Annotated in this window: 13 protein-coding genes; all 13 read left to right on the top strand. The window is 70.0% G+C overall.

Annotation, left to right across the window (positions count from 1 at the left end; translation table 11 throughout):
* The first annotated feature begins 354 nt into the window (after positions 1-354).
* The 13 genes from L3V85_RS05520 to L3V85_RS05580 all read left to right on the top strand — a co-directional run bounded on the left by L3V85_RS05520 (position 355) and on the right by L3V85_RS05580 (position 20,757).
* Positions 355-2,283 (top strand): serine/threonine-protein kinase, encoded by a 1,929-nt coding sequence (locus tag L3V85_RS05520; RefSeq protein WP_237678400.1) that lies wholly within the window; start codon positions 355-357, stop codon positions 2,281-2,283.
* A 60-nt stretch (positions 2,284-2,343) separates the two neighbouring features.
* Entirely contained in the window at positions 2,344-3,945 is a 1,602-nt protein-coding gene (locus L3V85_RS05525; protein ID WP_237678401.1) for a murein transglycosylase A, read from the top strand.
* A 24-nt stretch (positions 3,946-3,969) separates the two neighbouring features.
* Positions 3,970-4,719 carry a hypothetical protein gene (locus tag L3V85_RS05530; RefSeq protein ID WP_237678402.1) on the top strand — a complete coding sequence of 250 codons (750 nt, stop codon included), beginning with the start codon at positions 3,970-3,972 and terminating at the stop codon, positions 4,717-4,719.
* A 27-nt stretch (positions 4,720-4,746) separates the two neighbouring features.
* The gene (locus L3V85_RS05535; protein ID WP_237678403.1) at positions 4,747-5,910 is read left to right on the top strand and encodes a hypothetical protein; all 1,164 of its coding nucleotides are present in this window, start codon (positions 4,747-4,749) and stop codon (positions 5,908-5,910) included.
* Positions 5,911-6,065: 155 nt separating this feature from the next.
* Entirely contained in the window at positions 6,066-8,051 is a 1,986-nt protein-coding gene (locus L3V85_RS05540) for a caspase family protein (protein WP_237678404.1), read from the top strand.
* A 49-nt stretch (positions 8,052-8,100) separates the two neighbouring features.
* Positions 8,101-8,658, top strand: coding sequence for a type VI secretion system tube protein Hcp (locus L3V85_RS05545; protein WP_237678405.1), 558 nt, complete (start codon positions 8,101-8,103; stop codon positions 8,656-8,658).
* Between the two features lie 28 nt (positions 8,659-8,686).
* Positions 8,687-9,511, top strand: coding sequence for a type VI secretion system accessory protein TagJ (locus L3V85_RS05550; protein ID WP_237678406.1), 825 nt, complete (start codon positions 8,687-8,689; stop codon positions 9,509-9,511).
* Positions 9,504-10,019: a type VI secretion system baseplate subunit TssE gene (gene tssE, locus L3V85_RS05555; protein ID WP_237678407.1), complete on the top strand. Its 516-nt coding sequence runs from the start codon at positions 9,504-9,506 to the stop codon at positions 10,017-10,019. Before L3V85_RS05550 ends, tssE begins: the two co-directional genes overlap by 8 nt.
* An 8-nt stretch (positions 10,020-10,027) precedes the next feature.
* The gene (gene tssF / locus L3V85_RS05560) at positions 10,028-11,920 is read left to right on the top strand and encodes a type VI secretion system baseplate subunit TssF (RefSeq protein ID WP_237678408.1); all 1,893 of its coding nucleotides are present in this window, start codon (positions 10,028-10,030) and stop codon (positions 11,918-11,920) included.
* Positions 11,917-12,942: a type VI secretion system baseplate subunit TssG gene (tssG, locus tag L3V85_RS05565; RefSeq protein WP_237678409.1), complete on the top strand. Its 1,026-nt coding sequence runs from the start codon at positions 11,917-11,919 to the stop codon at positions 12,940-12,942. Before tssF ends, tssG begins: the two co-directional genes overlap by 4 nt.
* A gap of 39 nt (positions 12,943-12,981) precedes the next feature.
* Positions 12,982-15,711 carry a type VI secretion system ATPase TssH gene (tssH, locus tag L3V85_RS05570; RefSeq protein WP_237678410.1) on the top strand — a complete coding sequence of 910 codons (2,730 nt, stop codon included), beginning with the start codon at positions 12,982-12,984 and terminating at the stop codon, positions 15,709-15,711.
* Positions 15,712-15,736: 25 nt separating this feature from the next.
* The gene (locus tag L3V85_RS05575) at positions 15,737-18,112 is read left to right on the top strand and encodes a type VI secretion system Vgr family protein (RefSeq protein WP_237678411.1); all 2,376 of its coding nucleotides are present in this window, start codon (positions 15,737-15,739) and stop codon (positions 18,110-18,112) included.
* Between the two features lie 8 nt (positions 18,113-18,120).
* On the top strand, positions 18,121-20,757 hold the full coding sequence (locus L3V85_RS05580) for a DUF2169 family type VI secretion system accessory protein (protein WP_237678412.1): 2,637 nt from the start codon (positions 18,121-18,123) through the stop codon (positions 20,755-20,757).

Consider the following 20,757-nt stretch of genomic DNA (forward strand, 5'->3'; position numbering starts at 1 on the left):
GAAACCGAACGTGCCATCGCTTCGCTCGGCGCGAACGGCACAACCGCGCAGCGGCTGTGCCGCGTGGGGGCCAAGCGCAGCGATGGCCCGTGTTGTCTCCACCCCCCTCTGGCTGCGCCGAGGAGCACAGCGTTTCGCGGATCAGGGCTCGCCCTTGTCTGAGCGAAGCGAGTTTGGGCGAGACCCCGCGAAACGCGAGCACCGCAGGTTGCCCCGTAGCGCAGCGAAGGGGTCGCAGACAGTGGGGTCGCCTTTCTTTTGCCTACGTTTCTTTGGCGAAGCAAAGAAAAGTAGGTCGCCCGCCGGGGCGAGACCCGGCCCCGGAAAGAAAACCCTCGACAAAGGAGCCAGTCAATGACCGACTCCAACGACGACCGCACCCGCGTAGTCCCCAAGCCAGGCCAGCCGCCAACAACAACCGGCGACATGGCCGCCACAGTCATCACCGCAGGCGCAACCCCGGTCACCAGCCCCGCCACGGGGAGCACCGACGCCGGCCTGCTCCCCGTAGGCAGCCGCCTGGCAGAGTTCGAAATCACCCGAGTCATAGGCCAAGGCGGCTTCGGCGTCGTCTACGAAGCCTGGGACCACACCCTCGAACGCGTGGTGGCGATCAAGGAATACCTCCCCACCTCGCTCTCCACCAGACAGCAGGACGGCACCGTCGTCCCCCTGTCCGAACGGCACAGGGAAACCTTCGACCTCGGCATGCGCAGCTTCATCAACGAAGCCCGCCTGCTCGCGCAGTTCGACCATCCGTCGCTGCTCAAGGTCTACCGCTTCTGGCAGGAAAAGGGCACCACCTACATGGTCATGCCCTTCTACAAGGGCGACACGCTCAGGGAAGCGCTGGTGGCCATTCCCGCCGGGGTCGACGAGGCATGGCTGATCCGCATCATGGACGGCGTCACCCAGGCGCTGGCGGTGATGCACAACGCCAATTGCTATCACCGCGACATCGCGCCCGACAACATCATCCTGCTCGAAGGCTCCGGCCGGCCGGTGGTGCTCGACTTCGGCGCCGCGCGCCGCGTGATCACCGACAAGACGCAGGCGATCACCGTCATCCTCAAGCCGGGCTACGCACCCATCGAGCAGTACGCGGAGATGCCCGACATGTCGCAGGGCGCCTGGACCGACGTCTATGCGCTCGCGGCGGTGATGCACGTGGCGGTGTGCGGACGGGCGCCGCCGCCATCGGTGGCGCGGCTGCTGTCCGACAGCTACGTGCCGCTGGCGGGCAACGACATCCTGCGCCAGCGCTACAGCCCGCGGCTGCTGGAGGCCATCGACGCGGGCCTGGGCGTGCGGCCCGAGCAGCGGCCGCAGTCGATGGCGGAACTGCGCGCGGCGCTCGATCTCGACGCGGGAGGGCACACCATCGCGCCCGTGCCGCGCACGCAGCCGCCGCGCGTTCAGCAAGGTGGTGGCAATGGCGCGGATGCGGCGACTGTCATCGTCGGCAGCGCGAAGTCCACCGGCAAGACGACGGGCAATGCGAAGGCGCCGGCATCTCCTGCGCCTGCGGCTGCGTCTGGCGGCGGCAAGACCGTCGTCGCCATCGCCTCGGTGGTCGCCCTCGCGGCCGTGGCTGGCGGCGGCTGGTGGTTCCTGCAGGGCCGCACGGGCGGCACGCAAGCCGACATGAACAACAACAACGAAAAGCAGCAGGTCGCCGTCGCCCCGACACCCGCGCCGCTTCCCGACACCAAGGTCGCCGAGGCTCCGCCGCCCCCCGCGCCACCACCGCCGCCGCCCCCGCCGGCTCCGCGCACGCCGCTCGATTCGCTGCAGTCGCTCGCCGCCGGCGCGGCGCCGGGCTTCGACGTGACCGCCACGCCGAAGAAGGCCGAGGTCACCGTCGGCAAGGACCGTCTCGCGTTCGAGGTTCGCAGCAAGCGCGAAGGCTTCGTCTACGTGTTCCTGCTGTCCAGCGGCGGCGAGATGTTCCTGCTGTTCCCGAACCTGCTCGACAAGTACAACAAGATCACCGCCGGCGGTTCGCTCTCGCTGCCTCGCGCCTCCTGGCCGATGGACGCGGGCGGGCCGCCCGGCACCGACCAGTTCGCGGTGCTCGTGAGCGAGCACGAGCGCGACTTCAGCGCCGCCGGCGTGCAGAACGACGGCGTGTTTCCCGTGTTCCCGCTGCCCGTGCTGGCCGCCCTCGAGGCCACGCGCGGCAGCGGTCCTTCGCCGCTGTTGGGCAAGCCGGTGTGCGCGCCCGCCGGTGCGCCGTGCAACGACGTCTATGGCGTCGCGAATTTCAAAATCGTCGAGAAGTAATCGTCTGTGGAGCGCCGGCCCTCCGCGCGAGGGCGCCCCTTTCCGGACCAGGAGACCTTCATGCACAAGCCATCGCCGCCCCGCCCGACCCCGGGCTTCACCGCCACGCTGCTGCGCTGGAGCGCCGCCGCCGCCATCGCCTCGCTGGCCGGGTGCGCCGCGCCGCCGCCGGCCGCAGACACCGCGGCGCCCGCCGCGCCAGACACCGCCGCCTCGCGCCAGCCGCCGCCGACCGGTGCCAGCGTGGCCGGCCAGGCGCGTACCTTCTCGACCCAGCTCGCCACCTACACCTCGGTCGGCTTCGACTCGGTGCCGGGCTGGTCGCGCGACGACTTCTCCGAAAGCTGGCCCGCCTTCCTCGGCAGCTGCAAGGTGCTGACAGGTCGCGGCGCCGAATGGAAGGAGGTGTGCGAGCGCGCGCTCAAGGTCGACGGCAGGAACAACAACGCCATTCGCGGCTTCTTCGAGGGCGAGTTCTCGGCCTACCAGATCCGCGACGACGACCGCCGCCCCGACGGCGTGGTCACCGGCTACTTCGAGCCCGAGATCGCGGGCAGCCGACAGTACGGCGCGCCCTTCATCTACCCGGTCTACGGCCAGCCGGAGGACATGCTGTTCGCCGACGCGCGCAAGCTGCCCGCGGGCAACGGCACGGTGGCCGCGCGGGTGGACGGCCGCAACGTGGTCGTGCAGACCGGCCTGAGCACGCGCGACATGGGCGCGCCGGGCCTCTACGCGCTGGACCTGTCGGGCGTCTCGCGCGACACCATCGACCGCCGCGTGCGTCTGCGCATCGAGGGCAAGCAGCTGCTGCCGTACTACACGCGCGAAGAAATAGAGACCAAGGGCGCGCCCAACGCCAAGGTGCTGGCCTTCGTGAGCAGCGCCACCGCGCTCTACGAGATGCAGATCCAGGGCTCGGGCCGCATCAAGCTGCCCAGCGGCGAGCTGATCCGCGTGGCCTACGCCGAGCAGAACGGCCAGCCCTTCCGCCCGACGCTGGCGCAGGCCGCCAACGGCAAGCCGCGCAGCCCGGTGAAGGTGCGCGGCTCGTCCATCGAACTGCAGCTGGACGACGGCGACGATGACGACGTGGGCGCGGTCGACAGCAGCACCATCCGCACGCGCGGCTTCACGCTCGCGCGGCCGGTCGCCAGCGGCGCGGTGGTGGTGCCGGGGCGGCGCGCGGCCGGCGCCGTGGCGGGTTCGGGCATCAAGGACCCGAGCTACGTGTTCTTCAAGGAGGCCACCTCTCCGGTCGGCGGGCCGGTGGGCGCGTTCGGCGTGCCGCTGTCGGCGGGGCGCTCGATCGCTGTCGATCCGCGCAGCACGCCGCTGGGCTATCCGGTGTTCGTTTCCACGCGCACGCCGGGCAGCGGCGCGCCGATGCAGCGCCTGACCATCGCGCAGGACACCGGCGGCGCCATTCGCGGCGCGGTGCGCGCCGACTACTTCTTCGGCAACGGCCAGCAGGCCGCGACCAACGCGCGCCGCATGAAGGAGCGCGGCCAGCTGTGGATCCTGCTGCCGCGCGGCCTGGCCGTGGCGCAGGCCGCGACGGGCACGTCTTCTGCGTCGGCCATCCGCACGCGCGGCGGGCCGGTGGGCGCGAACCTGCCGCAGTGCCTGGTGCCCACCGAAGGCAGCTGCGTGGATGACTGACCGGCCGGGCGTGCCGAACTTTCCATGCAGGAAACCCTGTCGTCTTCAGAGAGCAGTGAACTCGTCCGCCTCTGGCGGCGCCGGCAGACGCTGTGCCCGGACGACATGGGCGCGATGTACCGCATCGTGGGCGAGGCGCTCGCTGCCTGCAACCCGCCCGAGCTGCAGGTGCTGGGCGATGGCAGGCAGGAGCTGGTGGCGCAGTTCATCTACGTCAAGGTGCTGCGGCTCGACGCCGACCCTGGCGATTCGCAAGAGCGCGCGGGCCACAGCGCGCCTTCGACCGCGTTCGCGCTGTGCGCTTACTTCCGCCGCTACCTGATCGACTGCACGCGCGCCAGCGCCTTTCGCCGCAAGCTCTCCATCGGCGACCAGATCACCGAGGCGCAGCTGGAAGACGAAGTGGGCGCGGGCGAAGACCTCGAAGGCTGCCTCGCCGAACACGGCCTGAGCGCGCAGGCGGTGCAGGCGGCAGCGCGCGCCTTCATCGCCGGGCTGCCCGAGCCCGAGCGCATCCTGCTGTGCGAGGGCTTCGGCAAGGAGGCCGACGGCGGGCTCTCGGGCATCGCCTCGCGCCATGCCATCGCCTCGTACCACTACCGCGCGGGCCGGCTGGGCCTGGTGCACAAGCGCGAGAGCATGACCGCCGACTATGCGAAGACCCGGCTCGGCGGCTGGCTGCAGCAGACGCTGGGCATCGCCATCGAGCCCGGCAACATGGACGCGATCCTGCAGGTTTTCAAAATCCTCGGTGCTGAAGCGTCTTACGCCTGAAGACATAGCCATTCAGGAAAAGACGCCATGCCCACCGAACTCTGGCCCCCGCTCAGCGTGATCCGCAACGCGCTCGAAACCGGCTCCGCCGTGCCCGAGGACGGCGCGGACGAAGAGCCCGGCCTCGCGGTCGTGGCCATGCCGGGTTCTGCGCCCGCAGGCAAGGCCGAACCCGCGCGCGCGCCCGTTCCTTCCGACCTGCTGCTGCCGCTGGCCGAACTGGCACGCCGCCGCGAGGCGGTCGCGCTGCGCGCCTTCCCGGCCCGCTGGGCGCCGGGGCGGCTCGTCAGCGTGGTGCACGAGGGCCGGCTGCTCGGCGTGCTGCTCGACCGCTGCATCCACGGTGAGCTCTGGCAGGGCTGGATGGCCGCCGGCGAGGCCGACTGGGCTTCTGCATTCGACGTGCTGCTGGAGCCCGAGGACGAGCCTTTCGAGCCGATGTTCGGCGTGATCCAGACATGGAACGTGCTCACGCTCGAACCCAGCCCGCAACTGTGCGCGCGCGTGCTCGGCGAGGTGTCGGCCACGCGGCTCGCGGCGATCCGCGCGGTGCACGACGAGTGGGCCGCGCATGCGTCGCCGGCCATCGCGCCGGAGCCGGGGCGCATCGCATTGCGCAGCGTGGGGGAGGGCGCATTCCAGGTGCTGTCGGGCACGCCGCTCGGAACGCAGGACCCGCGCGCCGACTACCAGGCGCTGTATCGCAACGCAGGTTTGCAGCTGGGCCGCGCGCTGGCGCCGCCTGTGAACGAAGCCGCCGCTTCGTCGCCTTCGTCATCGCGTGCGCGGCCGCAGGAGCGGCCCGAAGGCGGCTGGTGGGGCAGCATCCGGCGCTGGGTCGGCGCCGAAGGCTGGGCGCGGCCGGCCGTCGCGGTGCTGGCGCTGTGCGTGGTGATCCAGTACCTCGGGCTGCCCGGCGCACGCGATGCGGCGGAAGACGACGAGGTGCGCTTCCGCGCGGTGCCGACGGAGCCCGCGCCGGCGCGCGCGGACCTGATCGTGCGATGGAAAGAGGGCGTGCGCATGGACGAGGCCGACAGGCTGCTGCAGTCGATCTCGGCCGACGTGGTGGGTGGGCCTGGTGGCAATGGTGCGTGGCGGCTGCGCGTGCCGGAGCCGGTGGATGCGCTGGCGGTGCTGGCGGCGTCGCCGCTGGTGGAGTCGGCCGGGCCGGCGCAAGGTTCGCCATGACGCGCGGCATGCGTTCGTATTTCTCCCTCCCCCGCTGGGGGAGGGCAGGGGTGGGGGCAAGCGGCGTATCCAGTGGGCGCTCCGCCCGCCCCCATCCCAACCTTCCCCCAAAGGGGGAAGGAGCAAGGCAACTCCGCCTCCTGCAGGCATTGCTCGTGCTCTGGTTGCTCGCCTGCGGCAGCCTCGCCTTCGCCACGCAGCGCGCCTTGCTCGTCGGCGTCTCCGAACTCGTCAACCAGCCGCAGGCCCTGTGGCTGCAGGCGCCGCGCAACGACGTGACACTCATGCGCGACGCGCTGCTCAAACAGGGCTTCGGCGCGGCCGACATCACCGTGCTGGCGGACGGCGTGAGCGGCGCCGCGCTGCCAGAGGCGCAGGCCATCCACGATGCCCTCGCGCGGCTGCTCGCGCAGTCCAGAAGCGGCGACTTCGTGCTGCTGTATTTCTCCGGCCACGGCACCCGCCTGCGCGACGTCGCCAAGCGCTACCAGGAGCCCGACGGCCTCTCCGAGAACTTCCTCGCGCGCGACGTGCGCGGTGCGCTCGGCAGCGACAACGTGCTCGCCGGCGACTTGCGCGACGCCGACTTCGACGACTGGATCCAGGCCTTCCTCGCGAAGAACGTCTTCATCGCCTCGGTGTTCGACACCTGTTCGGCCAACTCGATGACGCGCGGCGTCGCCGACGCACCGCCCACCGCCGAAGGCCCGGCCGACGACGAGGTGCGCTGGCGCGGCCTGCGCGCCACGCAGCTCGCGGGGGGCGGTGCGCCCGCGCGTTCCGGCATGGCCGCGCCTCCCGCGGCGGAGGCGGTGCCGCGCGCCCGCTATGTCGCCTTCTTCGCGTCGGAGAGCCACCAGATCACGCCCGAGCTGCGCCTGCCCCGCAAGACGCGCAATGCGCGGCCGCAGGGCCTGCTGACCTGGGCCGTGGTGGAGGCGCTGTCGCGCAAGCCCGCCACCTGGCGCGAGCTGTTCGACGGGGTACTCGCGCTCTATCCGCCGGTCATCGACGAACTCGCGCAGCGCTTTCCCACGCGCGAGCTGCCGTCGCCGGTGGCCGAAGGCAACCTCGATGCGCCGCTGTTCGCCAACAGCGGCGCGCCGGCTTCCACGCGGCCCGTGTGGCGCGCGCAGCGCACCGGTGACAGCCTGGCCGTGAAGGCCGGCCTGCTCGACGGCCTGGCCGCGCGGCAGGAGGTGCGTGTGCTCGCGACGCTGGAAGACGGCACCGTGCGCGCCGCGCCCGCCGCGCTCGCGCAGGCCGGCTCCGGCAGTGCGGGGCTGGCCGTGCCAGCGGCATTGAAGGATGTGTCGGCCGCAGCTTTCTGGAGCGTCACGCCGATGGGCGAGCCGTCCGAGATTGCCTTGCGCGTGCGCGCCGACAGGCCCTTGCCCGCTGGCCTGAGCCTGGACTACCCCGCCGCCATCCGCGCGGCCGACGAGGCATCGCCCGCCGACGTGCGCTGGACCGACCTCGGCCCCGCGGGCCAGCGCCTCGAATTGCTGGCGCCGCTGTTCGGTGCCACGCTCTCCACCGTGGTGCTGCCCGACACCGACGCGTTGCGCCGCCGGCTGCAGGCGCTGGCTCAGCTCAAGTGGCTCGGGCAACTGCAGGGCTATGGCAAGGATGGCCGGCTCGACGGCTTCGATGCCGTGCTCGAAGTCTGGAGCGGCGATCGGCTGCTGCGCAGCGTGCCGCTCGCGCAGTCGTCCGGCGCCATGCCCGCGCTGCGCCCCGGCGAACGCCTGCGCCTGAACGTGCGCAACACCAGCGGCCGTTCGCTCGATCTCGTCGTTGCCGGCATCGACGGCGGCGGCAACCTGCAGCCGGTCTATCCCGACAACGCCGGCGAGACCAACCGCTTCAAGCGCGGCACGCCGGAGCAGCCCTCGGCGCGCCGCTTCGACCTGCCCTGGCTCGACGTGCCCGGCGACGCGCGCCTGCTCGTCATGGCCGTGCCCGCCGCGCCCTACAGCGCGCCGCGCCTGTTCGGCGCGGGCTTCGCGCAGGCCGAGGTGTCGGAAGTGCGCGTGCGCGGCGGCCAGCCGCCCGCGGGCAGCGCCGAACGCGAGCGCCAGGTGTTCGCGGCCCTGCTGCGAAGGAGCGGCGGCGCGCCCGACAACGCAGCCCGGCCATGACGCCCATGACGCCGGTTCGGATTTTTCAAAGCAAGCACCCGGAGGTGACATGGCATTGGTAGAAGACGGCTCCTGGAGCCCTGAAGACGCCCGGCGGTTCTACGAACTGATCGGCACCGGCTCGGCCGACACCGACCTGGTCATGATGATCGAGAACAAGGGCGCGCCGGTCGAAGGCGAACTCGAGCGCTCCTTCGACGACGGCAAGGCGCGCCTGAGCATCGGCGGCTACTACTGGTCGGTGCAGGTGCCCGAGTCCTCGGCGCAGAACCAGGTGGTGCCCAACAACCTGATCGTCGCGCGCCGCAGCGACGCGGCCACCGCCACCATCGCCAGCCTGCTGCGCGCGCAGGAGAAGGACCTGAAGGTCGTCATCAGCGTCTTCAAGGCCGGCGGCGACCAGCGCTCGACCGAGGCGCAGGCCACCTTCGAGCTGGCGCTGGAGAACGCGCGCATCTGCCGGCTGGTGCTCAACTCCGGCGGGCAATGGGGCGTGCCCTCGGAGCTGATCTCCATCAGCTACCGCACGGCCAAGGTCAAGACAGCGCCGCAGAAGTCCACCGGCGCGCGCGGCGCGGTGCGCGAATGCCAGTTCACGCGCGCCTGAGCGCAACAGCCACACAGGAGCCGTACTCATGACGACGACCGCCGCCGAATTTCTCAAGGCCGCCGACCCCGCCGCCGCCCTCAAGGCCTTGAGCGACGATGTGCGCGCCAAGCCTTCCGACAGCAGGCACCGCGTGTTCATGGCCCAGCTGCTGTGCGTGCTGGGCCAGTGGGAGCGCGCGCTGAACCAGCTCACCGTGGCCGCCGAACTCGATGCGCTGGCCGTGCCCATGAAGCAGATGTACGGCGACGCGGTGCGCTGCGAGGGCCTGCGCGCGGACGTGTTCGCGGGCAAGCGCACGCCGATGATCTTCGGCCAGCCCGACGAATGGCTGGCGCTGCTCATCGAGTCGCTGCTGCGGCAGGGCCGCGGCGAGAGCGAGCTGGCCGAAGACCTGCGCCAGCGCGCCTTCGATGGCGCGCCCGCCATCGGCGGCACCATCGACGGCACACCCTTCGAATGGCTGGCCGACGCCGACATGCGCCTGGGCCCGGTGCTCGAGGCCTTCGTCAACGGCAAGTACTACTGGGTTCCGTATGCGCGGCTCGCGCACATCAAGATCGATCCGCCCGAAGACCTGCGCGACTGCGTGTGGATGCCCGCGCACCTGCAGTTCGAGAACGGCGGCGAAACGCTCGCGCTGATTCCCACGCGCTACGAAGGCACCGAGCAGACCGGCGACGGCGAGCTGCTTCTCGCGCGCAAGACCGAATGGCGCGAGCTGCGGCCCGAGGTGTGGGCCGGGCATGGCCAGCGCGTGCTGAGCAGCAGCGACGGCAGCGAGCATGCGCTGATGGACGTGCGCGAGATCCTCTTCGCGCCCGTTGCCGAGCCGGGCGAAGCCGATGGCTGAACTCACCGCGCAGGAGCGGTTGCAGCCCTCGCTGCTCGACCGGCTCATCGACCATGCACCCGACGAGAAGCGCGAGAGCGACGAGAAGCGCACCCTCACCAAGCAGGCGCTGCGCCAGGCCGTGCTGCGCGACCTGGGCTGGCTCTTCAATGCCACCGGCCACGGCCTCGCGATGGACGACAAGCAGTACCCGAACGTCGCGCGCTCGGTCATCAACTACGGATTGCCTATGCTGTCTGGCCAGTTCACCTCGTCGGTGCAGCGTGTCAGCATGGAACAGGCTTTGAAGAACGCAATCCTGCAGTTCGAGCCGCGCATTCTGTCCCGCACCCTCGAAGTAGAACTCGTCATGGAAGGACCCGCACTGGACTCCCACAACAGCATCGGCCTGCAGATCCGCGGCATGCTGTGGGCGCAGCCGGTGCCGCTCGAGTTCCTGATGCGAAGCCGCGTAGACCTCGAAGAGGGCCGCATCGAGATCGTGGACATGGCGCAAAACCCAAGGTAAGTCCGCCCATGGACCCTCGGCTGCTGAGCCTGTACGAACAGGAGCTGCGCTACTTCCGCGAGAGCGCCTCGGAGTTCGCGCGCGCGTTCCCGAAGATCGCGCACCGCCTGGGCATCGAGGGGCAGGAAGTGGCCGACCCGTACGTGGAGCGGCTCATCGAGGCCACGGCATTTTTATCGGCGCGCGTGGGCCTGAAGCTCGATGCCGAGTACCCGCGCTTCACCGGCCACCTGCTCGACATCGTCTATCCGCACTTCCTCGCGCCGACTCCGGCGATGGTGGTCGTGTGCATCGCGCCCGACCCCGACGACGCGAACCTCGCGGCCGGGCCCACGCTGCCGCGCGGCAGCGGACTGCGTGCACGGCAAGCCGTGGGCCAGAACACGCATTGCGAGTTCCGCACCGCGAGCGCACTGCGGGTGTGGCCAGTGGAAGTGCAACGCGCGCAGTACTTCACCTATGCGCCCGACCTGCCGCTGAACACGCATCCGCAGTCGCGCGCCATTCGCGGCGGCCTGCGCATAGGGCTGCGCGCGACGGCCGGGCTGAACTTCAGCCAGATCGCGCTCGACGACCTGGTGCTGCACTTCGGCGGCGCGGAAGACGTGGCCTGGCAACTGCATGAGTGCGCGCTGGGCCAGCCGGTGGGCGTGCTGGTGCGGCCGCTGTCGCCGTCCGGCGCATTGCATGGCGCGGCGCAGAGCCTGCCGGCCAGCGCCATCGGCGCCGTGGGCTTCGAGGAAGACGAAGCGCTGCTGCCCGCCACGGCCACCGGCTTCTCGGGCTTTCGGCTGCTGCAGGAGTACTTCGCGTTTCCTCAGCGCTTCCAGTTCGCGCGCATCGGCGGCCTCAAGAGCGTGCTCGCGGCCATGCCAGTGGCCGACGTGGAGATCGTGCTGCTGTTCTCGCGCGGCGACGCGGCGCTGGAGAAGCTGGTGAGCGCCGACAACGTGCAGCTGCACTGCGTGCCGGCCGTCAACCTGTTCACCAAGCGGCTCGACCGCGTGCCCATGACCGAAGGCGTGAGCCAGTTCCACCTGGTGCCCGACCGCACGCGGCCGCAGGACTTCGAGGTGCACACCGTCACCGAGGTCATCGGCCACGGCACGCCCGGCACCGACGCGGCGGCGGCCGAGCAGCCGTTCCGGCCGTTCTACTCGGCCTTCCACGGCAGCCGGCTCAGCCACCCCGCCTACTTCACGACCACGCGCGAGCCGCGCATGCTGTCGGTGCGCCAACGCACCGAAGGCAACCGCAGCAGCCACATCGGCTCCGAGGTCTACATGCAGATCGTCGATCCGCAGCAGGCGCCGTACGCGGCCTCGCTGCGGCAGCTCGCGGTGACGGCGCTGTGCACCAACCGCGACCTGCCCCTCTTGATGCCGCTGGGCCGCGACAACGACTTCGACTGCGTCGACTCCTTCCCGGTGCAGCGCGTGCGCATGGTGCGCGGCCCTTCGCGGCCGGTGTCGCCGGTGGTGAGCCAGGGGCTGGGCTGGCGCGTGGTCGATCACCTCGCGCTCAACTACCTGTCGCTGTCCGACAGCACGCCGGAGCAGGGCGCGGCCGCGCTGCGCGAAACGCTGATGCTCTACGCGGTGCATGCCGACGAGATGCGCCAGGGCCAGGTGCGCGGCCTGCTGTCGGTCAAGAGCAAGCCCGTGGCGCGGCGGCTGCCGATGAAGGGGCCGATCGCCTTCGGGCGCGGGCTTGAAGTGACGCTGGAGGTCGACAAGGACGCCTTCCACGGCCACAGCGCGTTCCTCTTCGGCGCCGTGCTCGCGCGCTTTCTCGCGCGGCATGTCGAGGTCAATCATTTCGTCGAGACCGTGCTGCGCATCGCGGGCAGGGGCGAGACCATGCGCTGGAGGCCGCTGTGCGGGACGCGCCAGATTCTGTGAACGTGCGCGTCGATGCCGCGCTGCGCGAGTGGTCGGCCGAGCCGTGGGCCTTCGACTACTTCGCCGTGATGCGCCGGCTGGAATCGGTGGCCAGGACCACGCCGCGCTGGGGCCGCGCGCTGCTGCCGGGCGCCGAGCCGGTGCGCGTGGGGCAGGAGCCGTCGCTGTCGTTCGCGCCCGCGAGCTTCAGCCGCTTCGAGCCCGCCACGGCGCATTCGCCGCCGCGCCTGCGCCAGCAGTTCTTCGGCTACATCGGACCCAACGGGCCGCTGCCGGTGCACCTGAGCGACTTCATCCGCGAGCGCAGCCTGAACCATGGCGACCCGACGTGGCTGGCGTTCCTCGACAGTTTCTCGCACCGCTTCTCGCTGCACTTCTATCGCGCCTGGGCGCAGTCGCGGCCCGCCGTGGCGCTGGACCGGCCGGGCGAAGACCGCTTCCGGCTGCAGGTGGGCGCGCTGGTGGGCATCGGCACGCCGGGGCGCGTGGCGCGCGACCAGATCCACGACGACGCGCGGCTGCACTTCTCGGGCTGGCTCGCGCGGCGCGTGCACAACGCGGAGAGCGTGGAGTCGGTGCTGTGCAGCTACTTCGGCGTGCCTGTGAAGCTGGAGCGCTGGGTCGGCCACTGGATGAGCCTGCCGGCCGCGGAACTCACGCGGCTGGGGCGCGGCGAGAGCTCGCGCTCGATGGGCATGGGCGCGATGCTGGGCACCCGCGCCTGGGACCGCCAGCACCGCGTGCGCCTGCACCTGGGGCCGCTCACGCTCGAGCAGTACCGCATGTTCCTGCCGACCGGTGACGCGCGCGCGGTGCTCCAGCGCTGGATGCTGCAGCTGCTCGGCGGCGAACTCGAATGGGACGCCGAACTGGTGCTCCAGAAACAGCAGGTGCCCGCCACGCGCCTGGGCGAGGCGAAGGGCAACGGCCCGCGCCTGGGCTGGGTCTCGTGGCTGGGGCAGCGCACGCGCGCGAGGGACGCGGCGGACGTGCGCATCGGCAGCCAGGGCGTCTTTCAATAAATCCATCGTCATTCGTTCAGAACAGATACGGAGTCCTCCATGAGTGAAATCAGCCGCACCGCACTTTTCGGCAAGCTCAATTCGCTGGCCTACAAGGCCATCGAGGGCGCGACCGTGTTCTGCAAGATGCGGGGCAATCCATACGTGGAGCTGGAGCACTGGTTCGCCCAGCTGCTGCAGGCGCAGGACTCCGACCTGCACCGCGTGATCCAGCACTACGGCCTGGACGTGTCGGTCATCGCCAAGGACATGACCGCCGCGCTCGACCGCCTGCCGCGCGGCGCCACCGCCATCAGCGACTTCTCGCCGCACATCGAGAACGCCATCGAGCGCGCCTGGACCTATGCCACGCTGCAGTTCGGCGAGGCGCAGGTTCGCACCGGCTACATCCTGGTCGGCATGCTGAAGACGCAGAGCCTGCGCAATCCGCTGTTCGGGCTGTCGAAGCAGTTCGAGAAGGTGAAGGTCGAGGACCTGGCCGACAACTTCGCGAAGATCTGCGATGCCTCGCCCGAGGCGCAGATGCGCGCGCAGGACGGCACCGGCATGGGCAGCGGCGCGCCGGGCGAGGACGCCGGCGCGATGGCGCCGGCCGCCATGGGCAAAGGCGACGCGCTGAAGAAGTTCGCGGTCGACCTCACCGAGAAGGCGAAGAAGGGCGAGATGGACCCGGTGACGGGCCGCGACGAGGAGATCCGCCAGATCGTCGACATCCTCATGCGCCGCCGCCAGAACAACCCGCTGCTCACCGGCGAGGCCGGCGTCGGCAAGACGGCGGTGGTCGAAGGCTTCGCGCAGCGCCTGGCGCGCGGCGACGTGCCGCCGCAGCTGAAGGACGTGAAGCTGCTCACGCTCGACATCGGCCTGCTGCAGGCAGGCGCGAGCATGAAGGGCGAGTTCGAGCAGCGCCTGCGCCAGGTGATCGACGAGGTGCAGAGTTCGCCCACGCCCATCATTCTTTTCATCGACGAGATCCACACGCTGGTGGGCGCGGGCGGCGCGGCCGGCACCGGCGACGCGGCCAACCTGCTCAAGCCTGCACTGGCGCGCGGCAACCTGCGCACCATCGGCGCGACCACCTGGGCCGAGTACAAGAAATACATCGAGAAAGACCCGGCGCTCACCCGCCGCTTCCAGGTGGTGCAGGTGCCCGAGCCCGACGAGCAGAAGGCGATCCTGATGCTGCGCGGCGTGGCCAGCGTGCTGGAGAAGCATCACCGCGTGCAGCTGCTCGACGAGGCCATCGAGGCGGCCGTGAAGCTGAGCCACCGCTACATTCCCGCGCGCCAGTTGCCCGACAAGGCCGTGAGCCTGCTCGACACCGCCTGCGCGCGCGTGGCCGTGTCGCAGCACGCGACGCCGCCCGAGGTGGAAGACTGCATGCGCCGCATCGAAGGGCTGACGGTGGAGCAGGAGATCATCGGCCGCGAGGAAGCTATCGGCATCGACGTAACCAAGCGCGCCGCTCAGGTGGCCGCGCTGCTGGCCGAGTCGAAGGTGCAGCTCGATGCGCTGAATGCGCGGTGGCAAGAAGAGAAGGGGCTGGTCGATCGGCTGCTGGAGTTGCGTGCCAAGCTGCGGGCGGGCAACAAGCCGGTGGATTCAGTCAAGGCCGACGGCGATGCCAAGGCCGACGTGCCCCCACCCCAACCCTCCCCCAGTGGGGGAGGGAGTGAGGACCGGGCTGCGCTGCTTGCGGAGCTGCACGAACTGCAGGCGAAGATCCACGCGGTGCAGGGCGAGTCGCCGCTCATCTTGCCGTCGGTCGACGAGCAGGCCGTGGCTTCGGTGGTGGCCGACTGGACCGGCATTCCCGTCGGACGCATGGTGAAGAACGAGGTGGAGGCTGTGCTCAAGCTCGCCGACACGCTCAACCAGCGCGTGATCGGCCAGAAGCACGGGCTGGAGATGATCGCGCGGCGCATCCAGACCTCGCGCGCGCGGCTGGACAACCCGCAGAAGCCCATCGGCGTGTTCATGCTCTGCGGCACCTCGGGCGTCGGCAAGACCGAGACCGCGCTCGCGCTGGCCGAGGCGCTGTACGGCGGCGAGCAGAACATCATCACCATCAACATGAGCGAGTTCCAGGAGGCGCACACCGTCTCCACGCTCAAGGGCGCGCCTCCGGGCTACGTGGGCTACGGCGAAGGCGGCATCCTCACCGAGGCGGTGCGCCGCCGGCCCTACAGCGTGGTGCTGCTCGACGAGGTGGAGAAGGCCCACCCCGATGTGCACGAGATCTTCTTCCAGGTGTTCGACAAAGGCTGGATGGAAGACGGCGAGGGCCGGATGATCGACTTCAAGAACACCATCATCCTGCTGACCACCAACGCCGGCAGCGAGCTGGTGATGAGCATGTGCCGCGACCCCGAGCTGCTGCCCGACTCGAATGCGCTGGCCGACGCCCTGAAGGCGCCGCTCATGAAGGTGTTCCCGCCCGCGCTGCTGGGCCGCATCGTCACCATTCCCTACTACCCGCTGTCGCCGGACATGATGAAGAAGATCGTGCGGCTGCAGCTGGGCCGCATCAAGAAGCGCGTGGAAGCCAACCACGGCGTGCCCTTCGACTACAGCGACGCGGTGGTCGACCAGGTGGTCGCGCGCTGCCAGGACCCGGAGTCGGGCGGGCGGGTGATCGACGCGATCCTCACCAACACCGTGCTGCCGACGATCTCCGTCGAATACCTGCAGCGCCTGGCCTCCGGCGGCGAGATCCGCCGCGTGGCATTGGACGTGAAGGACGCCGACTTCACCTACGCCTTCGACTGACACGCCTGCAGGACAAGAGAAAAAGATGGCCGACAACGAGTTCCGCATCGACAGCGATTCCCCCGCCAAGGACGACCTGATGTTCTGGCGCATCGTGGGGCACGAGGCGCTGGCGCGCCCGTCGGCTTACGAGCTCACGGTGCTGTCGAAGAACAAGGCCATCGACGCCAAGGACATCCTCGGGCGGGCATTCGACGTGGTCATCGAGTTCAAGGACGCCGATGGCGGCACGCACGAGCGCCACTGCCAGGGCCATGCGGTGCGCTTCGTGCGCGCGGGCCACGTCGGGCGGCACTACGAATACCGCATCACGCTGCGCTCGTGGTTCTGGCTGCTCACCAAGCGCACCAACTCGCGCATCCTGCAGGAAAAGAAAGTTCTCGAAGTGCTCGACGCCGTGTTCGAGGACAGCCCCATCAAGCGCTTCAAGAAGACCAGGGCCGACAACGTCATCGGCACCCACAACCCCCGCCGGTACTGCGTGCAGCACCAGGAAAGCGACTACGGATTCCTCTCGCGCCTGCTCGAGGACGAAGGCATCTACTACTGGTTCGACGCGCACGGCGCGCCCGGCACCATGCACCTGTCGGACGCCAGCGACATCGCCCACGAGAAGCTGCCGGCCAACGACACGCTGCACCACATGGCCACCGATGCCTCCGAGGCGCGCTTCAACGAAGTGTCGCGCTGGGTCAGCGGCCGGCAGTTCGGCACCGGCAAGCATGCGTCGCGCGACAGCGATTTCAAGGCCATCAAGAAAAAGCTCGGCGCCGACGCCGACGCATCCGGCGAGCACGAGCTGGCCTCGCTCGAAATGTTCGAGTTCCCCGGCGGCTACTTCACCGGCGACGAGGGAGAAAGCCGCGCCAAGCTGCGCGGCGACGAACTCCGCGCGCGCCGCGACCGCCACTGGGCGCTGACGCCGTGGCCCGATGTCGCCGCGGGGCGGGGCTTCAAGTTCGAGGGCGATCCCGACGGCACACGCAACGGCGAGTACATCATCGCGGCCTGCACCTTCGTCGCGAGCCATCGCGGCTACGAAGGCGTGAGCGCAAGCGCGGCGTCCGCGGCGCGGCCGGTGCAGGCGGCGCTGGCCGAGGTGCTGCGCGACGACGCCGTCAACGCCGACACGCTGCAGGTGCTCGAAGACCTGATCGCGGCCACGCCCGCGCTGGCGGCCGGGCAGCCCGGCACCAGTGCCTTCCTGCTCACCGTGATGCCGGCCGACCGGCCGTTCCGCGCGCCGCGCCTCACGCCGCGCGTCACCATGCCGGGGCCGCAGACCGCCATCGTGGTCGGCCCCAAGGGCGACGAACTGCACGTGGACGACCACGGCCGCGTGAAGGTGCACTTCCACTGGGACCGCTACGACGAGAGCGACGAGAAGTCGACCTGCTGGGTGCGCGTGTCGCAGCCGTGGGCGGGCAAGGGCTGGGGCGGCTACTTCGCGCCGCGCATCGGGCAGGAGGTGATCGTCGACTTCCTGAACGGCGACCCCGACCGGCCGATCATCATGGGGCGGGTCTACAACGACGACCAGCCGATTCCCTTCAAGTCGCACACCCAGAGCGGCTTTCGCACGCGTTCGACGCCGAAGGGGAACGCCGCCAATTTCAACGAGTTCAGGTTCGAGGACGACAAGGGCAAGGAGCAGGTCTACCTGCATGCCGAGCGCAACCTGGACGTCGAGGTGGAGGCCGACGAGACGCGCAACGTGGGCCACGACCGCACCAAGACCGTGGGCCACGACGAGAAGGTGAAGATCAAGAACGATCGCACGGAAGAGGTGACCGGCAACGAGACGATCACCATCCACGGCAAGCGCGAGCTGACCGTGGACAAGGACCAGTACGTGACCATCAAGACCAACCACTCCGAGGAAGTGACGGGGTGGAAATCGACATGGGTGACAGGCAACCACCGGCTCTCGACGAGCGCGAACCACGACCAGACGGTCCAGGGCAACGAGACCATCGACGTCAGCGGCACGCGCTCCGACACCGTGGTGGGCGCGGTCACCCAGAAGGTGGGGCCGTTCACGCAGACGGTGACCGGAGCGATGACGGTGACGGCCGCCGGGCCGATCACATTCAATGCGCCGGCCGGCTTCACGGTGGTCGCGCCCGGCGGGACGAAGATCATCGACATGTCGCTGGAGCAGTTCGGCGGCAAGATCTTCGAGGGCTACGGCATCAAGATCACGGCCAACCTGGCGAACATGGCGCTGGACAACGCCAAGTTCGCGCTCAACGGCGTGAACCTCGCGTCCACCGGCATGAAGCTGGACAAGGCCATGTTCAATCTTGCAGACAAGGACTGCGAGATCAAGAAGTCCGAAGCGCTCATCGGCGCGTTCCCGGGGGTCGCGCTGACCCTGGCGGCAGTGAAGATCTTTCTCTAGCGGGCCACATGAAAGTCATCAAGCCGATGCCCGTCTCGCTGCTGACCCGGTGCTTCGAGTTCCGGGGCAAGTGCTGGCTGGGCGTGTCGACGCTGGTGCTGGTCGATCTTGCCGCGGCGCCGCGGCTGTGGCCGGAGAAGGCGCTCTGGCAGTTCTGGGCCACCCGGCCCGAGGCCGAGATGCCGCTGGACGACGCCATGGTGCGCACGCGGGCGCAGTTCCTCGTGGCGGGCGCAGCCTTCCCGCACGGCACGGATGGGCGAAGCTGCGCCGTCGCCGCCCAGGTCGGCACGCTGCGCAAGACGCTGGTCGTGCATGGCGACCGGTTCTGGGACGGTGACCGGCCCGGCGCCGCCGCCGAGTTCGCGCGCATGCCGCTGCGCTGGGACCGCGCCTTCGGCGGTCCGGCGTTCGCGGCCAATCCGCTGGGGAAGGGGGCAGCGCCGGTCGAGCTGGGCGGTGCGCGCTTTCATCCGCTGCCGAACATCGAGCGGCCGGAAGCCGTGCTCTCGTCGCGCCAGCAGCAGCCGGCGCCTGCCGGCTTCGGGCCGATCGAGCAGACGTGGCCGCAGCGCGCGCAGTGGCGCGGCACCTATGACGACGCGTGGCTGCGCAAGGAGTTTCCGGCGATCGCGTCGGACACCGACTGGCGCTTCTTCAACGCGGCGCCCGAAGACCAGCAGCAGGCAGAGGCCTTCCGGGGCGACGAGTCCTATGCCTTCCACAACATGCATCCGGAGCACGCCCTGCTCGAAGGCCGCCTGCCGGGCCTGCGGGCACGCAGCTTCGTCACGCATCGCGTGGGCGGCCAGGAGAAGTTCAAGGAAGTGCCCAGCCGCCTGAACACGCTGTGGTTCTTTCCGGAAGACGGGAAGATCATCCTCGCGTTCCAGGGCATGCACGAGATCTTCGAGGACGACGGTGCCGACGTGGTCCATCTGCTGGCCGGGATCGAATACCTCGCGGCGCCGCGCGACGCGCTGCACTACCTGGAAGTGCGCGACAAGCGCCTCGAGAAGGAAGAGGGCGCCATCGAGTCACTGCGCGAGGACGACCTGCTGCCGGCCGATCTGGCCGTGCCGCTGTTCGATGTCGACCCCGCGCCGGGACGCATGCTGGAGCGCGGCGCCAGGCGCGCGCGCGAAGAGCGCATCGCCGCGAACGAGATCGTCAGGTCGCACGGGCTCGACCCCGCCGTGCATGCGCCGCCGGTCGACGGGGCGCCCCTGCCGCGCATCCGCACGATCGACGACCTGCTGCGCGTGCGCAAGGAGCTGCTCGCGCAGGCGCAGGCGATGCAGGCGCAGGCCGAGGCCGGCAAGGCGGCGTCGATCGCCGGCGTGCAGGCGCAGTTCGAGCAGTCGGGCATGTCTTTCGCGCCGATCCGCCAAGAGATGCAGGGGCTTGCCATGCGCGGCCCGCCGCGGCCCTACGTGGACGGACTGCTCGCCCACATGAAGACGCTCATCGCCCAGGCCGAAGGCATGCCCGGCGCCGCCGACGAACTCAAGCAGATGAGCACCGACGAGCGGCAGATCGCCACCTGGCGGGCCGGCGAGAAAAGCCAGCTGGCGGGCTACCGCATGGCCGCCCACTACCAGCCGCCTGCCGACGAGCTCGGCAAGGACGCCGCGCATGCGCTGCGCCAGCGCGTGCTCGAGCACCACGCGAAGGGCGGTGCGTTCGAGGGGTGGGACCTGACGGGCGCCAACCTCTCGGGCATGAGCCTGGAAGGCGCGAACCTGCGCGGCGCGCTGATGGAGCGCGCCAACCTGACCGGCACGCGCCTGGACCGTGCAGACCTCGGCGACGCGGTGCTCGCGCACGCCACGTTGCGGCTCACCCAGCTGGCGGGCGCCAGGCTGTCGCGCGCGAACCTGGGCGCGAGCCGCATCGAGAAGAGCGACTTCAGCGAGGCGGACCTGAGCGATGCCGTGTTCACCCGGGCACGCATCGAGGAAACCAGCTGGCGCGGCGCGCGCATCGACGGCGTCATGCTGGAGGAAGCGGTGATCGGCGCGATCGACTTCACCGGCGCGCAGGCGGCGAGCATCCTGCTGCTGCGCCAGCGCGATCTCAGGGCCTGCTGCTTCGCCGGCGTGCGCTTCAAGGAATGCGTGTTCCTGGAATGCGATGTCTCCGGCGTTGATTTCACGCACGCGCACATCGACAAGTGCGCGTTCGTCTCGGTGCAGGCTCGCGGCACTTCGTTCCGGGGGCTGCGCATCGCCTCCGGTTGCTTCGTGAAGGGCTGCGCCCTCGACGGCGCGGACTTCTCGCAAGCCGATCTTCCGGCGATGAATTTTCGCGGCGTGGCGGCCGCCGGCGCGGTGTTTCGCGGCGCCTGCCTGCGCGGCAGCGACTTCAGCGAGAGCGATCTCGCGCGTGCCGACTTCGGTGGCGCCGATGCGCGCCAGGCCCGCTTCGTGCGCGCAGGGCTGCAGCAGGCCAGGCTGGGCGCAGCGAACCTGGCCGACGCGGTCTTCCAGCATGCGCGCCTGGATGGCACGGACTATCGCCGGGCCAACCTCTTCCAGAGCGATTTCGCGCGCGTGCGCATCGGCGCGGGCGCCGACTTCGCCGAGGCCATCACCACGCGCATGCGGACCTATCCGCGCCACGCGCATCCCACGGGGAGCGCATGA

Origin of the sequence: Variovorax paradoxus (assembly GCF_022009635.1) — a bacterium.
Lineage (GTDB): Bacteria > Pseudomonadota > Gammaproteobacteria > Burkholderiales > Burkholderiaceae_C > Variovorax.